Origin of the sequence: Pseudoduganella ginsengisoli (assembly GCF_009720865.1) — a bacterium.
GTDB classification, from domain to species: domain Bacteria; phylum Pseudomonadota; class Gammaproteobacteria; order Burkholderiales; family Burkholderiaceae_D; genus Rugamonas; species Rugamonas ginsengisoli.
The window spans coordinates 44,551-64,076 of sequence record NZ_WNLA01000028.1; the positions used below are offsets into that span (position 1 = coordinate 44,551).

15 protein-coding genes are annotated in these 19,526 nt (G+C 61.0%); 6 read left to right on the plus strand and 9 right to left on the minus strand.

Annotated features, from left to right (window positions below; translation table 11 throughout):
* Nucleotides 1–67: 67 nt before the first annotated feature.
* Nucleotides 68–406 (plus strand): DUF3579 domain-containing protein, encoded by a 339-nt coding sequence (locus tag GM668_RS26880; protein ID WP_155442051.1) that lies wholly within the window; start codon nt 68–70, stop codon nt 404–406.
* A gap of 47 nt (nt 407–453) precedes the next feature.
* Here GM668_RS26880 and GM668_RS26885 read toward each other — a convergent pair whose 3' ends face one another.
* Nucleotides 454–1,065 carry a hypothetical protein gene (locus GM668_RS26885; protein WP_155442052.1) on the minus strand — a complete coding sequence of 204 codons (612 nt, stop codon included), beginning with the start codon at nt 1,063–1,065 and terminating at the stop codon, nt 454–456.
* A gap of 130 nt (nt 1,066–1,195) precedes the next feature.
* Between GM668_RS26885 and GM668_RS26890 the strand changes: the two genes are divergently transcribed.
* On the plus strand, nt 1,196–3,904 hold the full coding sequence (locus GM668_RS26890) for a M16 family metallopeptidase (protein ID WP_155442053.1): 2,709 nt from the start codon (nt 1,196–1,198) through the stop codon (nt 3,902–3,904).
* A 36-nt stretch (nt 3,905–3,940) separates the two neighbouring features.
* Here the strand turns inward: GM668_RS26890 and GM668_RS26895 are convergent, their stop codons facing one another.
* A complete protein-coding gene (locus GM668_RS26895) occupies nt 3,941–4,684 on the minus strand; it encodes a GntR family transcriptional regulator (RefSeq protein ID WP_155442054.1) in 744 nt (247 codons plus the stop codon).
* 362 nt (nt 4,685–5,046) lie between these two features.
* On the opposite strand from GM668_RS26895, the gene GM668_RS26900 reads away from it, so the two are divergent.
* The 4 genes from GM668_RS26900 to GM668_RS26915 all read left to right on the plus strand — a co-directional run bounded on the left by GM668_RS26900 (nt 5,047) and on the right by GM668_RS26915 (nt 11,065).
* Nucleotides 5,047–7,698 (plus strand): TonB-dependent receptor, encoded by a 2,652-nt coding sequence (locus GM668_RS26900; protein WP_155442055.1) that lies wholly within the window; start codon nt 5,047–5,049, stop codon nt 7,696–7,698.
* A gap of 87 nt (nt 7,699–7,785) precedes the next feature.
* Complete coding sequence (locus GM668_RS26905; protein WP_155442056.1) at nt 7,786–8,724, plus strand: glycoside hydrolase family 18 protein; 939 nt, start codon at nt 7,786–7,788, stop codon at nt 8,722–8,724.
* A complete protein-coding gene (locus tag GM668_RS26910) occupies nt 8,721–9,878 on the plus strand; it encodes an acyltransferase family protein (protein WP_229499957.1) in 1,158 nt (385 codons plus the stop codon). Before GM668_RS26905 ends, GM668_RS26910 begins: the two co-directional genes overlap by 4 nt.
* Nucleotides 9,879–9,880: 2 nt before the next feature.
* Complete coding sequence (locus GM668_RS26915) at nt 9,881–11,065, plus strand: DUF5009 domain-containing protein (protein WP_155442057.1); 1,185 nt, start codon at nt 9,881–9,883, stop codon at nt 11,063–11,065.
* Nucleotides 11,066–11,133: 68 nt separating this feature from the next.
* On the opposite strand, the gene GM668_RS26920 is transcribed toward GM668_RS26915, so the two are convergent.
* From GM668_RS26920 to GM668_RS26950, 7 genes are all read right to left on the minus strand, one after another.
* Nucleotides 11,134–12,432 (minus strand): tetratricopeptide repeat protein, encoded by a 1,299-nt coding sequence (locus GM668_RS26920; RefSeq protein WP_155442058.1) that lies wholly within the window; start codon nt 12,430–12,432, stop codon nt 11,134–11,136.
* A 95-nt stretch (nt 12,433–12,527) separates the two neighbouring features.
* A complete protein-coding gene (locus GM668_RS26925; RefSeq protein WP_155442059.1) occupies nt 12,528–13,655 on the minus strand; it encodes an ABC transporter ATP-binding protein in 1,128 nt (375 codons plus the stop codon).
* Nucleotides 13,656–13,657: 2 nt separating this feature from the next.
* A complete protein-coding gene (locus GM668_RS26930) occupies nt 13,658–14,962 on the minus strand; it encodes an MFS transporter (RefSeq protein ID WP_155442060.1) in 1,305 nt (434 codons plus the stop codon).
* An 11-nt stretch (nt 14,963–14,973) separates the two neighbouring features.
* Nucleotides 14,974–16,461: a beta-N-acetylhexosaminidase gene (gene nagZ, locus GM668_RS26935; RefSeq protein WP_155442061.1), complete on the minus strand. Its 1,488-nt coding sequence runs from the start codon at nt 16,459–16,461 to the stop codon at nt 14,974–14,976.
* A complete protein-coding gene (locus GM668_RS26940) occupies nt 16,458–17,273 on the minus strand; it encodes a carbohydrate ABC transporter permease (RefSeq protein ID WP_155442062.1) in 816 nt (271 codons plus the stop codon). Before GM668_RS26940 ends, nagZ begins: the two co-directional genes overlap by 4 nt.
* Nucleotides 17,270–18,130: a carbohydrate ABC transporter permease gene (locus GM668_RS26945; protein ID WP_155442063.1), complete on the minus strand. Its 861-nt coding sequence runs from the start codon at nt 18,128–18,130 to the stop codon at nt 17,270–17,272. The genes GM668_RS26940 and GM668_RS26945 overlap by 4 nt, the downstream gene beginning before the upstream one ends.
* On the minus strand, nt 18,127–19,422 hold the full coding sequence (locus GM668_RS26950) for an ABC transporter substrate-binding protein (RefSeq protein WP_229499960.1): 1,296 nt from the start codon (nt 19,420–19,422) through the stop codon (nt 18,127–18,129). Before GM668_RS26950 ends, GM668_RS26945 begins: the two co-directional genes overlap by 4 nt.
* Between the last annotated feature and the right edge of the window lie 104 nt (nt 19,423–19,526).

Sequence of the window (19,526 nt, forward strand, 5' to 3'; positions counted from 1 at the left end):
TTAGGTCTTCTATAAGATATAATACCTAAGATTTTTCACGCACCCCCTGGTTTCCAGCGAGTCCCATATGGCCGAGTCAACGCAACCCACGAAAGAACGGGCCAAAGAGTTCTTTATCCTAGGTCTCACGATGGATGGAAAACAATTCCGTCCCAGCGACTGGGCAGAGCGCCTGTGCGGCGTCATGTCCTGTTTCCGTCCCGAAGGTACGGGCGGACCGAATGCCCACCTGCAGTATTCGCCGCTTGTGCGGCCGACCCTTGTCAATAACACCAAAGCCGTCGTGGTCAGCCACGAACTGCGCGAAGTGGAGCCGATGGCCTATCACTTCGTCGTCAATTTCGCCAAAGATAACGGCTTGCAGATGGTCGATGCGTGCTTCCTGCCGCTGCCCGGCGACCGTTAAGAATCCGCTTGCATGTGCCTGATACCGCAGGTGTCAGTTACATCTGACTAACCACGCGGCGGCAGAGGCTGCTGCGCCATGCAACTTACCAGTTTGCCGACAAACCGGTCGCGCAGCGACGCGTATTCAGCATAGGTGTGGAATTCGCGCATGGCTGCCGGCTGTGCCAGGATATACGCGGTGCCGATCACGCCGGATGCCTGGTGGGCAAAGCTGTAAAAGCTTAACGGGCCGCCGCCATCGATGCCGGGCTGGTTCAAGGCCATGACTTCCACGCCATCCTGGCGCGTGACTTCCAGCGGATTGGCGCCTTCGCTGCGGGAATCGGAAAACAATTCCATATAAGCCAGCACGGCGTCGCGGTCTTGCTGGAACTGGCCGTCGGCGGATTTCTCCACTTTCAAATTGACCAGGGGCGCCTTGCTGTCCTTGTGCAGCATCAGACGGTAGCCATCGACCGTCGAAATCCGGGCGGCGCCATCGCGGGTTTGCACTTCGCGGAATTGTTTGGCGGCTGGCAGGCGCGCGCTGGATGTGACGCGGAATTCGCTGTTGTCGAAGCAGTGTGCGAGGCCGCCCAGCGGATCGCCGGTACGCTCCTGCGCGATGGCGGGCGCCATGGCGGTCACGAATCCGATTGCCAGCAGTACGTGCTTCATGCAGGTTACTTAAAGTCAAAGAAGCCAGCAGTATAGACGCGGCAGCCCCGCTGAAAATGCGCACTTTGTCACACCAGCAAGATCGCGTACGATAACGTTTCCTTAGCGTTTATCCAATCTTGCCTACGCCATGACCCGACTCCCCGCTCTCCGCCTGTTGCCCCTGCTGTGCAGCCTGACCTTGCTGCCGCCCGCGATTGCCCAAACTTTGCCAGCCGGCGTCGTCAAAGGCCCGTCCGTGGAAGGCATTACGGAATACCGTTTGCCCAATGGCTTGAAAGTCTTGCTGTTCCCTGATGCGTCCAAGCCCACCGTGACCGTCAACGTCACGTACCTGGTGGGTTCGCGCCACGAGAATTACGGCGAGACCGGCATGGCGCACTTGCTGGAACACTTGATGTTCAAGGGTTCGCCGAAGAACCGCAACATCCCGCAGCAATTCTCTGAGCGCGGCATGGATTTCAATGGCACCACGTCGTATGACCGCACCAATTACTATGAAGTGTTCCAGGCCGGCGGCGATAACCTGAAATGGGCGCTGGAAATGGAAGCGGACCGCATGGCGCATTCCTTCATTGCGAAGAAAGACCTGGATTCGGAAATGACGGTGGTGCGCAATGAATACGAGAGCGGCGAAAACAGCCCGTTCGAAGTGCTGTTGAAGCGCATGCAAAGCGTGGCATACGACTGGCACAGCTACGGCCGTTCCACCATCGGCAACCGCAGCGACATTGAAAACGTCAAGATTGAAAACCTGCAGGCGTTTTACCGCACGTACTACCAGCCGGACAACGCCGTGCTGCTGGTCGCCGGCAAATTCGATCCCGCGCAAACGCTGGCATGGATCAGCAAAACCTTTGGCGCCATCCCGAAACCGAAGCGCAAGCTGCCGCAGTTCTGGACCGTGGAACCAGTGCAGGATGGCGAGCGCTCTTTCATGGTGCGGCGCAAGGGCGACATGCAGGTCGTGCTGCTGGGCTACAAGATCCCGGCTGCACTGCATCCGGACGGCGACGCGCTGTCCTTCATGTCGGAAATTATGGGCGATACGCCGAATGGCCGTTTGCATAAAAAGCTGGTGGAAACCGGCAAGGCTGCGCAAGTGTTCAGCTTTGGCCAGACTGGTTATGCGCCGGGCTTGCAATTGATCGGCGCCATCGTGAAGGCGGACCAGCCTTTGGAACCGGTGAAGGAAGCGCTGATCGCAGAAGTGGAAAGCTTTGCCAATACGCCGCCGACGGACGAAGAAATGGAGCGTGTACGCCGCAATATCGGCAACAGCATCGAAAAGGCGCTGAACGATCCGCAAAAAGTCGGCGTGGCGCTGTCGGAACAAATCGCGCTGGGCGACTGGCGCCTGCTGTTCCTGGGCCGCGACAGCCTGCCGAAAGTCACGAAGGAACAAGTCAGCAAAGCCGCTGCCACCTACCTGAAGCGCGACAACCGTTCGGCCGGCATGTTCGTGCCGGAAGACGCGCCGCAGCGCGTGGAAATTGCTGCCGCGCCATCGGTGGAGGAAGTCATGAAAGGCTACCAGGGCAAGCAATCGACCTTGCAGTCCGAAGTGTTCGATCCGAGCCAGGCCAATATCCTCGCACGCACGGAACTGGTAACCGTGGGCGGCATCAAGATGGCGCTGCTGACTAAGAAAAACCGTGGCGAAACCGTGTCGGTCAGCCTGCGCCTGCACTGGGGCGATGAAAAGAACCAGTTCGGCAAAGCCATGATTGCCGCCGCCACCGGCCAGATGCTGAACCGTGGCACCACCAAATACACGCGCGCGCAATTGGCCGATGCGTGGGACAAGCTGAAGATGACGGGCAGCGTGTACCAGTTCGACACCACGCGCGCCAACCTGGAACAGGCGCTGCGCCTGGCCAGCCACGTGTTGAAAGAACCCGTGTTCGATGCAGCGGAATTCGAACAAATGCGGCAGCAATGGCTGGTGCAGCTGGAAGCGTCGCGCAGCGAACCGCAAGCGGTGGCGTCCAATGCGCTGGCGCAGCATTATGCGCACTATCCGAAAGGCGACGTGCGCACGCCGCTGACCATCGACGAACAGATTGCGCAAATCAAGGCCATGACGGTGGATGATTTGAAGGCGTATCACCGCGAATTCTATGGCGCATCGCATGCGGAAATGGCGATTGTCGGCGACTTCGACAAGGCTGCCGCGCAAGCCGTGGTGGCCGAAGAATTGGGCAACTGGACCAGCAAGGCAGCCTACGCGCGCATTGTCGACAGCAACGTGCCCCATCCGCCGCTGGACCAGTTCATCAACACGCCGGACAAGGAAAACGGCTTTTATACGGCCCGTATCGATATTGACTTGAATACGGAGGATGAAGACTATCCGGCGCTGGAACTGGCCAACTACATCCTTGGCGACGGCGGCCTGAAGTCGCGCATCATGGACCGCATCCGTCAAAAGGATGGCTTGTCGTATGGCGGCGGTTCTTCGCTGGCGGCCAGCGATATCGACCGCGCCAGCTACTTGTCGGTTTCCGCCATCGCCGCGCCGCAAAACTTGAACAAGCTGAAGGCAGCGATCCGCGAAGAGCTGGCGCGTGCGTTGAAAGATGGCTTTACCAAGGCGGAAGTGGAGGGCGCCCGCTCCGGCATCTTGCAGCAGCGCCTGCAAAACCGTTCACAGGATGGGGTGCTGGCGGGCGGCTGGACCACGTTCCTGTACATGAACCGCACCTATGCGTGGAGCAAGGCGTTTGAAGACAGGCTGAAAGCGCTGACGCCCGCGCAAGTCAACGCTGCGTTCCGCAAGGCGGTGGACTTGAACAAGCTGAATGTGGCGGTGGCGGGGGATGCGGCGAAGGCCAAATAACCGTGGCGTACCCTGATACCACCGGCCAAGGTGGTATCAGGGTGTACTCAATTCCGCCACGAAGTCATACATATCGCCCCTGAAAATCGAGCGGCAAAATTCCACGGCCTGGCCGTCGCGCAAAAAGCCCAGCCGCTCGACGGCCAGTCCCGCATCGCCTTCTTTCGCCTGCAGCAGTTTGGCTTGCTCGGCATTGAGCAACAGCGCCGATAAGCGCTGCAAGGCGCGCGCCGGGCGCTTGCCGGCATGCTCCAGCGCTTCATACATCGACACGCCCACTGCGTCGAGCGAGGGCAGGGCGCTGGCCACAATGGTCGCGTATTCAATGCACATGGGGATTTCATCGGCATAGCGGATGCGGTGGAAGCGGAACACAGGCGCGCCTGGCGATAACCTCAAGCGCAGCGCTTCTTCCGGCGTCACGGTGCCTTCGGAGCGCTTCAGCCATACGCTGCGCGGCGTGCGTCCGCGCGCCCGCATGTCTTCAGAAAACGACGTGAGTTTCGCGAAGTTTTTCTCGATGCGGGTATTGATGAAATTCCCCGAGCCAGCGCGGCGCACCAGCAAGCCTTCATCCACCAGGCCGTCGATGGCCTTGCGCACGGTAATCCGGGACACGGACAAATCGGCCGCCAGCTGGCGCTCGGCCGGCAGTGCTTCGTCCGGCGCAAAAATCCGCTTGTCGATGGCTTCGCGCAGCGCGCGCTGCAGTTGCTGATACAGGGGCTGGCTGCTGGTTTCCGCCAGGTGCTGCATGATTTGAGCAAGCGTGGTGGTCATGTGGTGGTCTCATTCGCGGGCACTTGGGAAGGTGCCCATCGTTATAGTTTTCTTGCCGTTTGATAATACCAAAAAAAGACCGCAGCAAAGCGGTTCGCATGCCACCACACTACCGCACAGAGGGAGGTAGCGCTAACTTATTGAAAATGACGGCAAAGTGGTCTGTGTTGGCACTACAACATGCGAAAAAAATACGAAAACTGGTAGTGTTCTGGTATTAGTTCGAGGTATATTGGCGTTCAATTGGTTTTGTTAGTGGTTGTAAAGAAGATCTGCAGGGTGCCGTGGGGAGCGCGGCAGCCGAAATACTGATCTCGTTAATTGGACCGGGCTTCCTGGAAGCCCACATCAAGGGGGAGTACATGAAACGCAATCTGACGCCGATCGCCAGCGCGGTCGCCATCCTGATCACCAGCACCGCACTGACGGCGCACGCACAAGATGCCAACAAAGGCGTGGACAATGTCGTGGTCGTGACCGGCGTGCGCGCAGCCCTGGCGCAGTCGATCAACCAGAAACGCAATGCGGAATCGCTGGTGGAAGTCATCACGGCGGAAGACGTGGGCAAAATGCCGGACAAGAGCGTGGCGGACTCGCTGCAGCGCGTGCCTGGCGTATCGGTGGCAACGGCCGGCGGTGCGGAAGGCGGCTTCGGTGAAAATGACCGCGTCAGCCTGAAAGGCACGCCATCCAACCTGACCCTGACGACGCTCAATGGCCACACCGTGTCGTCCGGCGACTGGTATATCTCGAACATCACCAGCGGCGGCCGTTCCGTGTCGTACTCGATGTTCCCGTCCGAACTGATTGGCCGCGTGACCGTCCATAAGAGCGCGCAAGCCAACCTGACGGAAGGCGGCGCGGCCGGCTCCGTCGATATCGAAACCCGCAAGCCGCTGAGCTTCAAGAAAAACCTGACGCTGATGGGTTCCGTGGAAGCGGCTTACGGCGATGCGGCCAAGAAGACCAATGCGCAGGTATCGGGCCTGGTCAACTGGAAAAATGACCAAGGCAACCTGGGCGTGCTGGTACAAGCCTTTGATGAAAAGCGTTCGCTGCGCCGCCTGGGCCAGGAATTCCTGTGGTGGGACAAAGTCTCGCCAGACTATGCTCCGGCATGGGTCAAAGCCAATCCTGAAGTCAACGGCAAATACCTGTCGCTGCTGACCGGCTCCGCGCTGTTCCAGCAAGAGCGTGAACGCAAGGGCGGCATGGTCGACGTGCAGGTGAAAGTCAACAATGACTTCAGCTTTGACGTCAGCGGCCTGTCGACCAAGCTGAAAGCCGACAACGTCAATGCCAACTTCATGTTCGCGCCCTACCAGGCGCTGACCAACAACTGGTCCGGCGTGGGCGGCGTCGTGCCATCCAAGTGGACGGTAACGGGCAACCAGATCACGTCGATCACCTTGCCGTCCACCTGCCCGGTGGCGGACTGCTCGAAGATGGGCCCATCGGTGCAAGACATCATTGCCCGCCCAGGTTCGTACAGCGATTCGAAATTTGTGAACCTGGACTGGAAATTCCGCGCCAATGACGACCTGTCGTTCACCGGCCAGCTGGGCACCACGCGCGGCACCGGCTATGCACGCGACTATGGTTATGAAGCGTGGCTGGCTTACTCGGGCGCGTCCATGACCACGCACGGCCTGGATGCCCCGGCCAACGTCACCATCGACAATGCCGGCACCTTCAATCCGCGTACCGGCGCCGATTTCTTCGGCGGCTGGGCGTCCGATACGACGGCCAAGGACAAGGAAACCTATGGCCAGATCGACGGCACGTGGAAAACGCCATGGGACGCTGTATCGACCGTGCGTTTCGGCTTCCGTTCGGCCAAGCATGACCGTAACCTGACGTGGCTGCAGGGCGACGTGTCTTCCGCCGGTTCGTCGCTGGCCAACCGTCCGACCGGTTTGACCACGTATCCGGCCAGCCCGCTGGCCAACGTGCTGGACAAGCCATGGACTTTCACGCCTGATTCGATGAAGGCATGGGGCGACAAATACGTGACGTTCGCCAACCACGCTTACCAGAATGAATTCAAGATCGCGGAAAAGGCGAATGCCGTGTATGCGATGGGCGACCTGGCAGTGGGTAACGTGACCGGTAACTTCGGCGTGCGCTACGTGCAGACCGATATCGACGTCGACAACGCGTCGCCGAACACGGTATGGGCGCCGGTGCACACGTCCAACACTTACAAGGACATCCTGCCAAGCGCGAATGTGCGTACCGACCTGGCGAAAGACGTGGTGCTGCGCGCTTCCGCCAGCCGCACCATGGCCCGTCCTGACTTTGGCGCACTGGGCTCGCTGTCGCTGAACGACCTGACCCGTTCCGGTTCCGGCGGCAATCCGAACCTGAAGCCGATTTACTCGAACAACCTGGAAGCAGGCGTGGAATGGTACTTCATGCCGAAGTCGCTGCTGGCAGTGAACCTGTACGACATGCACCTGGGTTCGTACGTGACGTATGGCGCATCGACGCAGAACTTCTACAACCAGGCGGTGAAGGCTATCACGGCTTACAACATGAGCTCCGCGCTCAATACCAAGGCCCGTGTACAAGGTGTGGAATTGCAGTACAGCCAGGACCTGGGTAACGGCTTTGGCGCCAGCGCGAACTACACCTATGCGGATGGCAAAGAAACCGGCAAGGCGCCAAAATCGGCTTGCGCGGACCTGGGTGACTGCCACATGATCGGTACGTCGAAGAACTCGTACAACGTGTCCGCGTTCTATGAAAACAGCCGCTTCAGCGCACGTCTGAACTATAGCTACCGTTCCGCCTTCCTCAACGGCCTGGACCGCAATAGCGCGATTTACCAGGATGGCGTAGGCACCGTGTCGCTGGCGCTGAACTATAACTTCAGCGACAACCTGACCCTGTCGTTCGAAGGCAAGGACTTGAACGATCCGCTGCTGAAATCGTACGCGACGTCCAAAGACCAGCCACGCGCGTTCTACAAGAACGGCAAGCAGTTCTTCCTGGGCCTGCGCGGCAAAATGTAAGGTTCCTTCAGCTTGACGCTGCTGTAGTTGGCGTTGCATTGGGCAGGGCTTCTTCCGGGAGTCCTGCCGTTTTTTTTCGAGTATCCCATGCGTTCAATATATAAAGCCCTGTTGTTGGCGGCGCTGGCGCCGCCAGTACTGGCGGCAGACGTTCCCGCCTTTGTCTACAGCCCTTACCAGCACCTTCCGCCGTTTGCCGCCGGCGGCCAGCCTTTGACGTGGGCGTTTGCCAGCGGCGAATGCGGCGATGAACACTGGGGCGGCCAAGGCGGGCAAGCCGTGGCCGACGCCAACGTGCCGGCATTTGCCCAGGCCGGTACCGGCTACATCATTTCCACGGGCGGGCAGGGCAACGTCTTCACTTGCGCCACCGATGAAGGCATGGAGCGCTTTATCCGCCGCTATGCTTCGCCGCAATTGATCGGCTTTGATTTCGACATTGAAGCGGAACAGACGGCGGAACAGATTGCGTCGCTTGCCGCGCGCATCGCCACCGCGCAAAAACACCATCCGCATTTGCGCATGAGTTTTACCGTGGCCACGCTGGCCGCGTCCGATGGCAGCCACGCCAGTCTCAATCCTACTGCGCAAGCCGTGCTGGCTGCCGTGCGCAAAGCTGGCGTGCAAGGCTATGTATTGAATTTGATGGTGATGGATTATGGTCCCGCCGGCAAAAAAGCGTGCGTCGTCAAGAAGGCGCGCTGCGACATGGCGGCGTCCGCGCTGCAGGCGGCGCGCAACGTCCATATCAAATACGGCGTGCCGTATGAGCAGATGGAATTGACGGCCATGATCGGCGTGAATGACGTGGTGGAAAACGTGTTGACGCTGCGCGATGCGCAAGCCATGGCGCAGGGCGTGCGGCGCATGAAACTGGCGGGCCTGCATTACTGGTCGCTGGGCCGGGACAAGCCTTGCGACAAGCCTGTCACCGGCGCCGATGCCACGTGCAGCACCATGAAAGGCGTGCCGGCCGGCGCCTACCTGCGTACGTTTGCGCAAGCGCTGGGCAAGGTGGCGCCATGACCTTACGGGCCGTGCCGGATACGGGCAGCATGGCGAAGCCGGCCGGCGCGCGGCGCTATCCGTCGCTGGACGTCCTGCGGGGCTTGACGGTGGCGCTGATGATCATCGTGAATACGCCGGGCGACTGGAATACCGTGTACGCGCCGCTGCTGCACGCGCAGTGGCATGGCTTTACGCCAACGGACTGGGTTTTCCCCACCTTTTTGTTCGTCGTGGGCAATGCGCTGAGCTTTGCGCTGCCGAAGTATGCGCAACTGGGCAGCGGCGCCGTGCTGGCCAAGGTGGGCAAGCGCAGCGCGATGATTTTTGTGCTGGGTTTCCTGCTGTTCTGGTTTCCATTCGTGGCGCCGGACAGCACGGGGCACTGGGGCGTGATCCCGCTGTCCGGCACGCGCATCCCCGGCGTGCTGCAACGGATCGCGCTATGCTTTGCGCTGGCGTCCTTGCTGCTGCATTTTGCGAAAGAAGCGGGGGCGTGGCTGTATTGCGCGCTGGCGCTGCCAGCGTACTGGGCTATCCTGGTGCTGGCGGGCGATTGGACAATGGCCGGCAATGCCGCCGTGAAGTTCGACCTGTGGCTGCTGGGCGAGCGTCACCTGTACCACGGCGAGGGCATTCCATTTGATCCCGAAGGGCTGCTGGGCACGATTCCCGCCACCGTCAACGTCATGGCTGGTTATTTCGCGGGCCGCCTGTTCGTGGCAAAAGGCGCAACGTGGGAAACGCTGGCGCGCCTGATGCTGGCGGGCGTCGCGTGCATTGCCGTGGCGTTGTGCTGGGACCGGGTGCTGCCGTTCAATAAAAAGCTGTGGACGCCGTCATATGCGCTGCTGACAGTGGGCCTAGATTTGCTGGTGCTGCCCCTGATGATTTATCTGGTGGAAATGCGCGGCGCCGCGGCACGCTGGACGTATTTCTTTGAAGTGTTTGGCAAGAATACGCTGTTCATTTACCTGCTGTCGGAACTGGCTGTCGTCGTGCTGGTGCGCACGCACGTGGGAGCGCAGGATGCGTATGCGTGGCTGTATAGCGTGGCGTTCCAGCCGCTGGCGCCGCCGAAGCTGGCGTCGCTGCTGTTTGCCGTCGCATTCATGCTGGCGTGCTGGCTGGCCGGGTATGTGCTGGACCGGCGCAATATCTACATCAAGGTGTAGCGATGGCGGCTTCTGCGCAGCGGCTGGCCAGCCTGGATGCTTTCCGGGGCTTCGTGATCCTGGCCATGATCTGGGTAAATTACGCTGCCGGCATGCCGAGCATTCCATATTGGCTGGAACATGCGGGGCCGCATGCCGACGGTATCACGGTGCCGGACCTGGTATTTCCCGCGTTCCTGTTCATGGCCGGCATGGCGCTGCCGCTGGCCTTGCGGCGCGACGCCGCAGGCGGCTTGACGTTGCCGCTGCTGGGCCGCCTGCTATGGCGCGCGGGCAGCCTGATGGTGGCGGGCGCCGTGATGGCGGAAGCGTGGCGCTATGACGAGGCGGCTGCCTTGCTGCCCCGCGCGCTGTATTTCACGCTGTTTTACTGCGCGATGCTGCTGTTGTGGCGGCAGGCGCCTGAACGCGGCCGGGTATTCTGGCTGGGTGCTGCACTGATGGGAATAGTGCTCGTGCTTTTTCGCGGCAAGGTGTCGGGCGATGCGCCGTCGCCGTACTTGCAGCACAGCTGGTGGGGCATACTTGGCATGATAGGCTGGGCGTATCTGGTGTGCGGCGTCCTGTATTTGCTGGTGCGCGGGCAAGACGCTGCGCTGTGGGGCTGCCTGTTGCTGCTGCTGGCGCTCTACATGGGCGGCACCGATGGCTGGCTGCCCGTTCCTGCCGTCGTGCAGGATTTCGTCAATGTGCCGCAAGTACTGGGTTCCACGGCGGCCAACGTCATGGCGGGCGTGCTGGCAGGGCGGCTGTTGCTGGCGGCGCAGCCGGCCGCGCCATCCCGCGCAATCTGGCCGCTGGTGGCGCTGGCGCTCATATTGTTTGCCGCGGGCCTGCTGCTGCGTCCCTTTTATGGCATCAATAAAATCCACGCGACGGCGCCGTACACGCTGGTCTGTTCAGGCATCACGCTGGCGCTGTTCGTGCAGTTCTACTGGCTGTGCGACGTACAGGGCTGGCGCCGCTGGTGCGCATGGCTGCTGCCTGCCGGCGGCAATGCACTGTTTGCGTATATCGTGCCGGACGTGTGGGAGCAACTGGCGGCGCTGCTGCATGTGCCACGGTTCTGGTGGCCGTTCTGGCAGCAGGGCGGGATGGCCGGCTTGTTCAATGCCGCTGTGCTGTCGCTGGCCATGATCGGGCTGACGGCGCTGGCAAGCCGCGCGGGCTTGAAATTGAAGATGTAAAGGCGTAAAAAAGCCGCCGGGCGCACAGGGCGCCGCGGCGGCTTTTCCAAGACGGTAGCCTCGCGATATTACTTGGCTGCGGTGGCGGCTGCCGGACGGTTCGCCCACATGGTCCAGTAGCGCGCCAGGTCGCCGCGGCCATCGGCCGGGTTCACCGTGGCCAGGACTTTGGCGGCTTCCTCTTTTTTGCCAGCCATCGCATACGCATAGCCCAGGCGCAGTTTCGCGTCTTCAGGGTTTTTCGCGATGCCCTTGGCAACACCTTTCTGCATCAAGTCCAGGCCCTTGTCGAACTGGCCCATGGTCACGTAGATGTAACCCAGGTTGACCAGGCCCACGCCGTCTTTCGACTTCATGGCGGCGGCAATGCCGCTGTCGATGTTTTTCGCATCGTCAGCCGCGTTCTTGTTGGCCTTGTCGCGCAGCGCCTTGTGCTTGGCTGCATCCGGGCCGGTGCCCAGCACGCCCTGTTCAAAGCCCATGTCCAGCGCTGCCTTGGCTTCCGTGAAGAAGCCGGCCTGCAAGTCCAGTTCCGCCAGTTCCAGCAAGTCGTCGCCTTCCATCTTCGGCAGCACGGCTTTTTTCAGGCGCATGGTATCGATGTCCAGGCGCATGTTGTAGCCATCTTTGCCGCGGGTACGGTTGATCAGTTCACCCCACAGCGCTTCGGTCGGGTGGTACTTGACCATCAGCTCCAGGCCATTCATGTAAACGTTCTTGTCCTTGGTGACGGCGCCGGCGCTTTGCAGCAGCTTCAGCACGTCGGCGCTCGGCACTTCGCCAGCCTGCTCATTGGCCGCGACGTCCTTGCGGGTTTCGGTGATCACGCTGGCGTAGTCATTCTTCAGGTACAGTGCGCGCAGGATGGTCAGGCGGTGTTTCTTGGTATCGCCCGATTCCGCGCCATAGCGGTTGAACCAGGTGATGGCTTTGTCATAATCCTTTTGGCGGAAGTTGGTTTCAGCTACCGCTTCCATGAAATTCAGCTTGTCGCGCTGCGACAGGCGGCCCGAATCCAGCATGGCTTCCAACGCTGGCAGCAGCATCGCGTTGTCGCCGCTGGCCGAGCCCACGCGCACGCGCGCATCGTTGAGAATGAAGGTTTCAAACGGGGTCAGGTTAGGCAGCGCGGCAGCCTGGTCGATACGGCTTTTCGCTTCCGTGAAATTCTTCGCATCCACCAAATCCTTGAATGGTTTCGGCTCGAGCAGCTTGTACATTTCTGGACGAATCGTTTCCTGTTTTGGCGCTTCAGCTGGTTTTTCTTCAGCCGCCATCACAGGAGACATGCCAACCATGGCCGGCGCAAAATTCAGGCCGAGAACGGCTGCGAGCAGGCTGGTACGTGCGAAACGGAACTTGGTCATCGAGGTTACCCTTCATTCAGTCGAAAACAAACAGATATTGTCCCACAAAATAGCAGTTATGCTGAAATGTGACGTGCGCGGCATTTTAACGTCTGTTAAGCGGCGCTGGTGGACAGTTCATCGTGCAGCAACGTGTTACCGTTTGTATCAAACAGCAGGCAGCGCTGCGGCGGCAGGCGTAATGTTGCATGGCTGCCGGGCGCCGGCGGCGCCTGTTCGGACAGGTAGCGCACGGCCACCATGTCACCGGCGCCAGCGATGCGCACATACACGATGGCCTGGTCGCCAAGGAATTCCACGTGGCCCACGGTGACGGGCAGCAAGCCCGCCTCGCCGGTTCCCGGCGGCAGCAACACCGCATGTTCCGGCCGTACGCCCAGTGTCAAGCGCGTGCCGCGCGTGACATCGCCACCGGCCGCGGCAACTTCCGCCACGTCGCCGGATGGCAGGCGCACGGCGATGAAATCCGGTGCGCTGGCCAAGGCTTCCACCTGCAGGAAATTCATCTTGGGCGAACCCAGGAACCCCGCCACGAACAGGTTGGCGGGCCGGTGATACAGTTCCAGCGGCGTTCCCACCTGTTCAATGCGCCCGCCGGAAAACACGGCAATGCGGTCGCCCAGGGTCATGGCTTCCACCTGGTCGTGGGTCACGTAAATCATCGTCGTGCCCAATTCCTCGTGCAGGCGGCTCAGTTCCACGCGCATTTGCACGCGCAGGCTGGCGTCCAGGTTGGACAGCGGCTCGTCAAATAAAAACACGTCCGGCTTGCGCACGATGGCGCGGCCGATCGCGACGCGCTGGCGCTGGCCGCCTGACAAATCTTTCGGCTTGCGCTGCAGGTACGGCGTCAATTGCAGCGTATCGGCGACCCGCTCGACGGCGGCCTTGATTCCGGCAGGTTTGTGCCCCGCCAGTTTCAGCGCAAACGCCATGTTGTCGAACACCGTCATGTGCGGGTACAGCGCATATGACTGGAACACCATGGCGATGCCGCGCTCACTCGGGGCAATTTCATTGGCCAGCTTGCCGCCGATGCGCAGTTCACCGGCCGTGATGGATTCCAGCCCCGCGATCATGCGCAGCAAGGTGGACTTGCCGCAGCCGGACGGGCCGACAAACACGATGAATTCACCGTCGCTGATATCGAGGTCGACGCCGTGGATCACCGTGTGCTTGCCGTCGTAGCGTTTGACGACGCCGTGCAGGGAAACTGCAGCCATCGTCAGCCCGCCTCCGCTACAGCGGGGGTTTCATTGGGCTGCTCATTTGCCTGCAGCGGCTCCATCGTAATGCATTGCGACAGCACGGCCACCGGAATGGCCGCCAGCAGCACCCACAGGAAGAATTGCTGGTAGCCCAGCGCCACTTGCACGTCGCCGCTGATCCAGCGGAACAGCACGAAGCCCAGCTGCATGAAGCCGGTGGAAAACGCGTAATGGGCCGTCTGGTATTTGCCGGGGGCGACCACCTGCATCATGTACAAAATCACGCCGACAAAACCGAAGCCATAGCCAAACATTTCCACGCTGAGCGCCGCGCCAATCAAGGTCAGGTCGGACGGCAGCGCATGCGACAGGTAATAAAACACGAGGTTCGGCAAGTTCATGGCGAGGATCAGGAACAGGATCGCGCGCTTGAGGCTGAGCCAGGACGTGAAGTAGCCGCCCATGACCGAGCCGACCAGGAACGCAATGGTGCCACTGGTGCCGTACACGGCGCCCACTTCCGCCGTGGTCAGCCCCAACCCGCCTTTGTCGAGCGTTTCGCGAAGGAACAGCGGGCCGATGGTTTGCACTTGCGCTTCGCCGGCGCGGAACAGGATGATGAAGATGATCGAGATCCAGATGCCAGGCTTGCGGAAGTAATCAACGATCACTTCGCGCAGCGTACGCGCTACTCCGGACACCGTATGGTCATCCATGCGTGCATTGGGGCTGACCGGCAGCGCCCACGCGTTGTATCCGCCCAGTGCGCACATGGTCAAACCCAGAATGCCGAAAATAACAGTCCATGCGGACGTGACACCCTGGCTTTTTTCCAGGTAGCCCGCCAGCATCAGCATGCCGCCCTGGGCCATGAAGCGGCCGGCGTTGTAAAACGTGCCCTGCCAGCCGGCATATTGCGCCTGTTCTTTCTTGGACAGGGACGCCATGTACAAGCCATCGCATGAGATATCGTGCGTGGCGCACGAGAAGGCGGCGAGAAACAGGACGGCAATGCAGGCGCTGAGCCAGAACGGGAATTGCAAGGCCAGCGCCACCAGGCCCAGGCTCACGCCGCCCAGCAATTGCAGGCAAACGATCACCACCTTCTTGCTCGGCGCCAGTTCCAGGAAGGGACTCCACAACGGCTTGAAGATCCATGCCGCGCCAAGAAACGCCAGCCAGTGCGTAATCTCGTCATTCGACATGTGCATGCTCTTCATCATCTGGCCAAAGACCAGCGCGATGGCGAAATAGGGCAACCCCGACGCCAGGTACAGCGAAGGGATCCACTTCAGTGGCATGTTGCGGCGTGCGGCTTCCATTATCGTTCTCCTTATTTGAAGCCTGGTACCGGGCACACGCCGGTGGCTTCCAGTTCGCCGGACAGCCATGCATTGATGGCGTCCAGCGCGGGCGCGGCAAAGCCATACGTCATCAGGGCTGGTGCGTCGATGTCCAGCGCCTGGTACGGATTCCACAGCGCCAGGTGCAGGTGGGGACGCCATGTGGCGCGCGGATTGGCGCCGTAACGCAGGCGCGACGTTGATGCCAGGATCGTGTAGCGGCCGTCGTTCGGCAGCGCGCGCCAGTCAAACGTATCGGCATCGGCAAACGTTACGAGATCCACGTCATACAGGCGGCCCAGCGATTCCGCGACTTTGGCGGCTGGCACACCAGCTTCCGACACGCCGTCGCTGACCACGTCCTGTCGCACCACCAGCCGTACTTTCGCTCCGGCGGCCGGGCGCTGGGGATTGCCGCGCGCCGTCAGGCTGCGGCGCCAGCCTTCCGCCATGACGGCGCGGTCGGCGGCATCTTCCTTGTACGAGCGGGCCTTGCATGGATACGCTTGCGCCAGCGCGCCCAGGCGGGCCAGGCGCTCGTCGATGCCTGTCTGCGGCAGGGTATTGTCGGCCAGCGCATTGGCAATCGCAGTCAGGGTTTCCTCCTGCGTTTCGCGGGTGCCCAGCGCCATCACCATGTCGGCGCCGGCGGCCAGCGCGCGCACTGCCGCGTTGCCGACGCCATAACGGCCTGCAATGGCGTGCATGTCCATGCCGTCCGTGATGATGACGCCCTTGTAATTCCAGCGCTGGCGCAGGATGCCGTCCAAAATCGCAGGCGACATGGTGGCTGGATTATCCGGATCGATGGCGGGATAAACGATATGTGCCGTCATCATGGCCGGTGCGCTCGGCGCGGCAATGCGGAACGGGCGGAATTCAAAGTTTTCCAGCTGCGCCAAAGGCTTGTCCACGGTCGGCAAATCGCGGTGCGAATCCACGTGGGTATCGCCATGGCCGGGGAAGTGCTTGACGCAGCACGCGACGCCTTCCGCATGGCTGCCGGCCATCCACGCCATGGCCAGTTCGGCTGCGCGCGCAGGTTCGGCGCCGAACGAGCGCTCGGCAATGACGGGGTTGTGCGGGTTGTTGTTCAAGTCCAGCACGGGCGCGAAATTCCAGTTGAAGCCTAGCGACTTGACGGCGCGCGCCACGGCGGCGCCCGTGCGGTGGCACAAGTCGGTATCGTCGGCGGCGCCCAGGCCCATCGCCGCCGGCGGCGCCGGCACCCACGTCGAGCGCACCACGGCGCCGCCTTCCTGGTCAATGGCAATCAGCGCTTCCGGGCCCATGATGGCGCGCAAGTCCGCCGTCAGCTTGGACAATTGTTCCGAGTCGGTCATATTGGCGCGGAACAGGCACACGCCGCGGATGCCGTTGCGGCGGATGAAATCGGCCGTGTCGCCATCGAGTTCCGTGCCGGGGAAACGGATCATGATCAATTGTCCGGCGATCTTGCGTAAATCCTGGTGTGTCATTTCACTGCTCCATCCATGCCGCGCATGAAGTATCGTTGAGTAAAGAGGAAGGCCGCCAATGTCGGCAACACTGTGAGCACCGTGCCCGCTGCAATGACACGGGTGCTGGAGCCGAAGGTGCCGCGCAAATACAGTACGCCCACCGACAGCGGAAATTCATCAGGCTTGCTCATCACGATCGATGGCCAGATATATTCGTTCCATGCTTCCACCGCCGTCAGGATGCCGACCGTGGCCAGCCACGGCGCCACCAGCGGTAGCATGATGCGGGTGAAGATGATCCATTCGGACGCGCCATCCACGCGCGCCGCGTCGATCAGGTCCTGCGGCACTTCTTCAAACGCCTGCTTCAGCAGCAGGATGGCGACAGCCGTCACCACGTTCGGCAGAATCACGCCGGCATATGTATCGACGAGGGACAATTTCGTGACCGTGATGAAGTTGACGAGGAAATTGACTTCCGATGGCAGCACCATGGTGGCGAGAATCAGGCCAAAGACCAGTTGCCGTCCCTTGAAGCGCAGGCGCGCCAGCGGATAGGCCGCCATTGAACACAGCACCAGTTTCCAGAACACGGTGAAGGCGGCAATCAGTACGGAATTCTTGAAGAATGCGAAAAACGGAATGACGCGGAACGCTTCTTCAAAATTCGCCAGCGACGGCGACTTGGGCCAGAACGTGGGCGGAAATGCAAAGATATTGCCTTCCGTGGACAGGGCCGTGACGACAGTCCACCAGAATGGGAACACGCATACCAGCGCGATGGCGCACAAGGCCAAGTAGTGCAGGGCAGTCGAGGCGCGTTTGTTCATTTCTTCCCCGGTTTCAGCCAGCGCAGGCACAGTACGGCAATGCCGATGCAGAATACGGATACCACCATGCTGGCAGCCAGTGCACGGGGTAATTTCAAATGCTTCAAGCCCTGGTCATACGCGTAGTACAAGGCAGTGAACGTGGAATTCATCGGGCCGCCCTGGGTCAGCACGTCGACTTCCTGGTAAGCCTTCAATGCCGCCAGCACGGACAGCACGGAACATACGGCAATCGTGGGTTTGAGCATCGGCACGGTGATTTTCCAGAAGCGCTGCCAGCGGCTGGCGCCATCGAGCATCGCCGCTTCGTGCATATCGGCCGGTACTGCCTGCAGGGCGGCCAGGTACATCACCATGTACCAGCCCAGCCCGCGCCACATGGTGACGAACATAATGCAGAACAGCGCCAGTGTATCGTCCGACAGCCAGCCGACGGGCTTGTTCACGATGCGCAGCGCCGTCAGCACGTAATTCAGCGTACCCTGTTCGTGGAACATGAAACCCCACATGATGCCGACCACGGATACGGTGGTCACGACCGGCACATAAAACGCGGCGCGGAACAGTTTGATGCCGGGCAGCTGGTTATTGACCAGCACAGCAAGGCTCAGCGCCCCGATTTGCACGAACGGCACCATCAGCAAAAACACCAGCGAGTTTTTCAGGCCGGTGACGAACATGTCGTTGCCGAAGATATAGCGGAAGTTATCGAGCCCGACAAACGACGTCGGGCGGATCAGGCTGTAATCCGTAAAGGCCAAATAAGTGCCGTAGCCGACAGGCCAAAACGAAAACACGGCCAGCAGCACCAGTGCAGGCGCTAAAAACAGCCACGCTTGAGCAGTAGAGCGGCTCATGGCGCTTCCAATGCAGCCGGCCGGTGACGCGCTATACCCCACATCCGCGGCCCGAAACCGGCAATTTGGCGAGACGCTGCGCCAGGGGACAGCGGCGGCGCGGCACGGCCGGCCCCCCGCATTTCAGAAGTAGCCGCATGCTGGGAGCGAGCCAGCTTCCGGTTCCAGATTGCCGCCGCCTCATCCAGCGCAGCCTTGATGTCGGCCCGCCCGGTAACGCCAGCTTCCACGGCTTTGACCAGCACCCGCCGCAACTCATCGTAATCTTCCACACCTGCCACATACATGGTGCGCGCGTGCCGCATCGACACCGCTCCCGCCGGCACCGCCTTTTCCGCCGCACCCGTACCGGCGGCCCGCGTAAAGAATGGATCCTGCGCAGCGATGGCGGCCGCCGGATACACGCTTGCCTGTTTGGCAAACGCCAGCTGGTTCGCATCATTGGTCAAGAACCGCGCAAACTCGCCAATGGCGGGCAATTGACGGACATCCACGCGCGCCGGCACGGCAAAGTGTATCAGCCACCCGCCATCGGCAATGCCCGTCGGCCCCAGCGGCGCCGGCGCCACATCAGTCTTCGCATAGATATCACGGGCATCGGTTTCAATCCGGCGCACAGCCGTGGGCGGCGCCAGCAGCATGCCGAGGCGCCCCCCTTTGTAGGCATCGATGGCGGCCGGGAAGTTGTCTTCCGCGAACAGCGCATCTTTCAGCAAGCCGCCTGCTTTGTAGGTCTCGGCCAATTTTGCCAGCAGCGCCACGTGCGCAGGCGTATTGAAGGCAGCCCGTCCATTCGCCAGCACAGGCAAGCCTTGCTGCATCATCAAGCCATCGATCTTGGACAGCGCAGGGCACAAGCCTGCCTTGCCGGTACGCTGCGCAATCTGGCGCGCGTAGGCCAGTTGTTCATCAAGCGTGCGCGGCGGACGCTCGATGCCGGCGGCTTTGAAAATTTCCGTGTTATAGGCAATCACGGCGACGTTGCTGTACAGCGGGAAGCCATACGTCTTGCCGTGGAAGGTCAAGTCTTGCAGTGCGCTGGACAGGTATTGCTTGCGGTGGCCATCGAGCAGCGCATCGATGGGCGTCAACAAGCCATCGCGGGCAAATTCATCGGCCCATGGCACGTTCAGGTTGACCAGCGCGGGCGGCGTGCCTGCTACGATGCGGGTCACCAGCTTGGTCTGGATAATGTCCCACGGGAAGTCGACCCATTCAATCTTCACGCCCGGATGCGACGCTTCGTATTGCTTCACGATGCCTTCGAAATAGGGCGTGAATTTGGGCTTCATGCTGAAGGTCCAGAATTCGATTTTTTCAGCGGAGGCTGAAGCTGCGAGGCCCAAAGCCATGCAGGCGGCAAGCAGCTTGTATCTGGTCATGACAGCCTCGGTTG

What these genes read in the sequence shown, in the direction of transcription:
- GM668_RS26880 (WP_155442051.1), top strand. Translation starts at nt 68, where the DNA reads ATGGCCGAGTCAACGCAACCCACGAAAGAACGGGCCAAAGAGTTCTTT.
- GM668_RS26885 (WP_155442052.1), bottom strand. Translation starts at nt 1,065, where the DNA reads ATGAAGCACGTACTGCTGGCAATCGGATTCGTGACCGCCATGGCGCCC.
- GM668_RS26890 (WP_155442053.1), top strand. Translation starts at nt 1,196, where the DNA reads ATGACCCGACTCCCCGCTCTCCGCCTGTTGCCCCTGCTGTGCAGCCTG.
- GM668_RS26895 (WP_155442054.1), bottom strand. Translation starts at nt 4,684, where the DNA reads ATGACCACCACGCTTGCTCAAATCATGCAGCACCTGGCGGAAACCAGC.
- GM668_RS26900 (WP_155442055.1), top strand. Translation starts at nt 5,047, where the DNA reads ATGAAACGCAATCTGACGCCGATCGCCAGCGCGGTCGCCATCCTGATC.
- GM668_RS26905 (WP_155442056.1), top strand. Translation starts at nt 7,786, where the DNA reads ATGCGTTCAATATATAAAGCCCTGTTGTTGGCGGCGCTGGCGCCGCCA.
- GM668_RS26910 (WP_229499957.1), top strand. Translation starts at nt 8,721, where the DNA reads ATGACCTTACGGGCCGTGCCGGATACGGGCAGCATGGCGAAGCCGGCC.
- GM668_RS26915 (WP_155442057.1), top strand. Translation starts at nt 9,881, where the DNA reads ATGGCGGCTTCTGCGCAGCGGCTGGCCAGCCTGGATGCTTTCCGGGGC.
- GM668_RS26920 (WP_155442058.1), bottom strand. Translation starts at nt 12,432, where the DNA reads ATGACCAAGTTCCGTTTCGCACGTACCAGCCTGCTCGCAGCCGTTCTC.
- GM668_RS26925 (WP_155442059.1), bottom strand. Translation starts at nt 13,655, where the DNA reads ATGGCTGCAGTTTCCCTGCACGGCGTCGTCAAACGCTACGACGGCAAG.
- GM668_RS26930 (WP_155442060.1), bottom strand. Translation starts at nt 14,962, where the DNA reads ATGGAAGCCGCACGCCGCAACATGCCACTGAAGTGGATCCCTTCGCTG.
- nagZ (WP_155442061.1), bottom strand. Translation starts at nt 16,461, where the DNA reads ATGACACACCAGGATTTACGCAAGATCGCCGGACAATTGATCATGATC.
- GM668_RS26940 (WP_155442062.1), bottom strand. Translation starts at nt 17,273, where the DNA reads ATGAACAAACGCGCCTCGACTGCCCTGCACTACTTGGCCTTGTGCGCC.
- GM668_RS26945 (WP_155442063.1), bottom strand. Translation starts at nt 18,130, where the DNA reads ATGAGCCGCTCTACTGCTCAAGCGTGGCTGTTTTTAGCGCCTGCACTG.
- GM668_RS26950 (WP_229499960.1), bottom strand. Translation starts at nt 19,422, where the DNA reads ATGAAGCCCAAATTCACGCCCTATTTCGAAGGCATCGTGAAGCAATAC.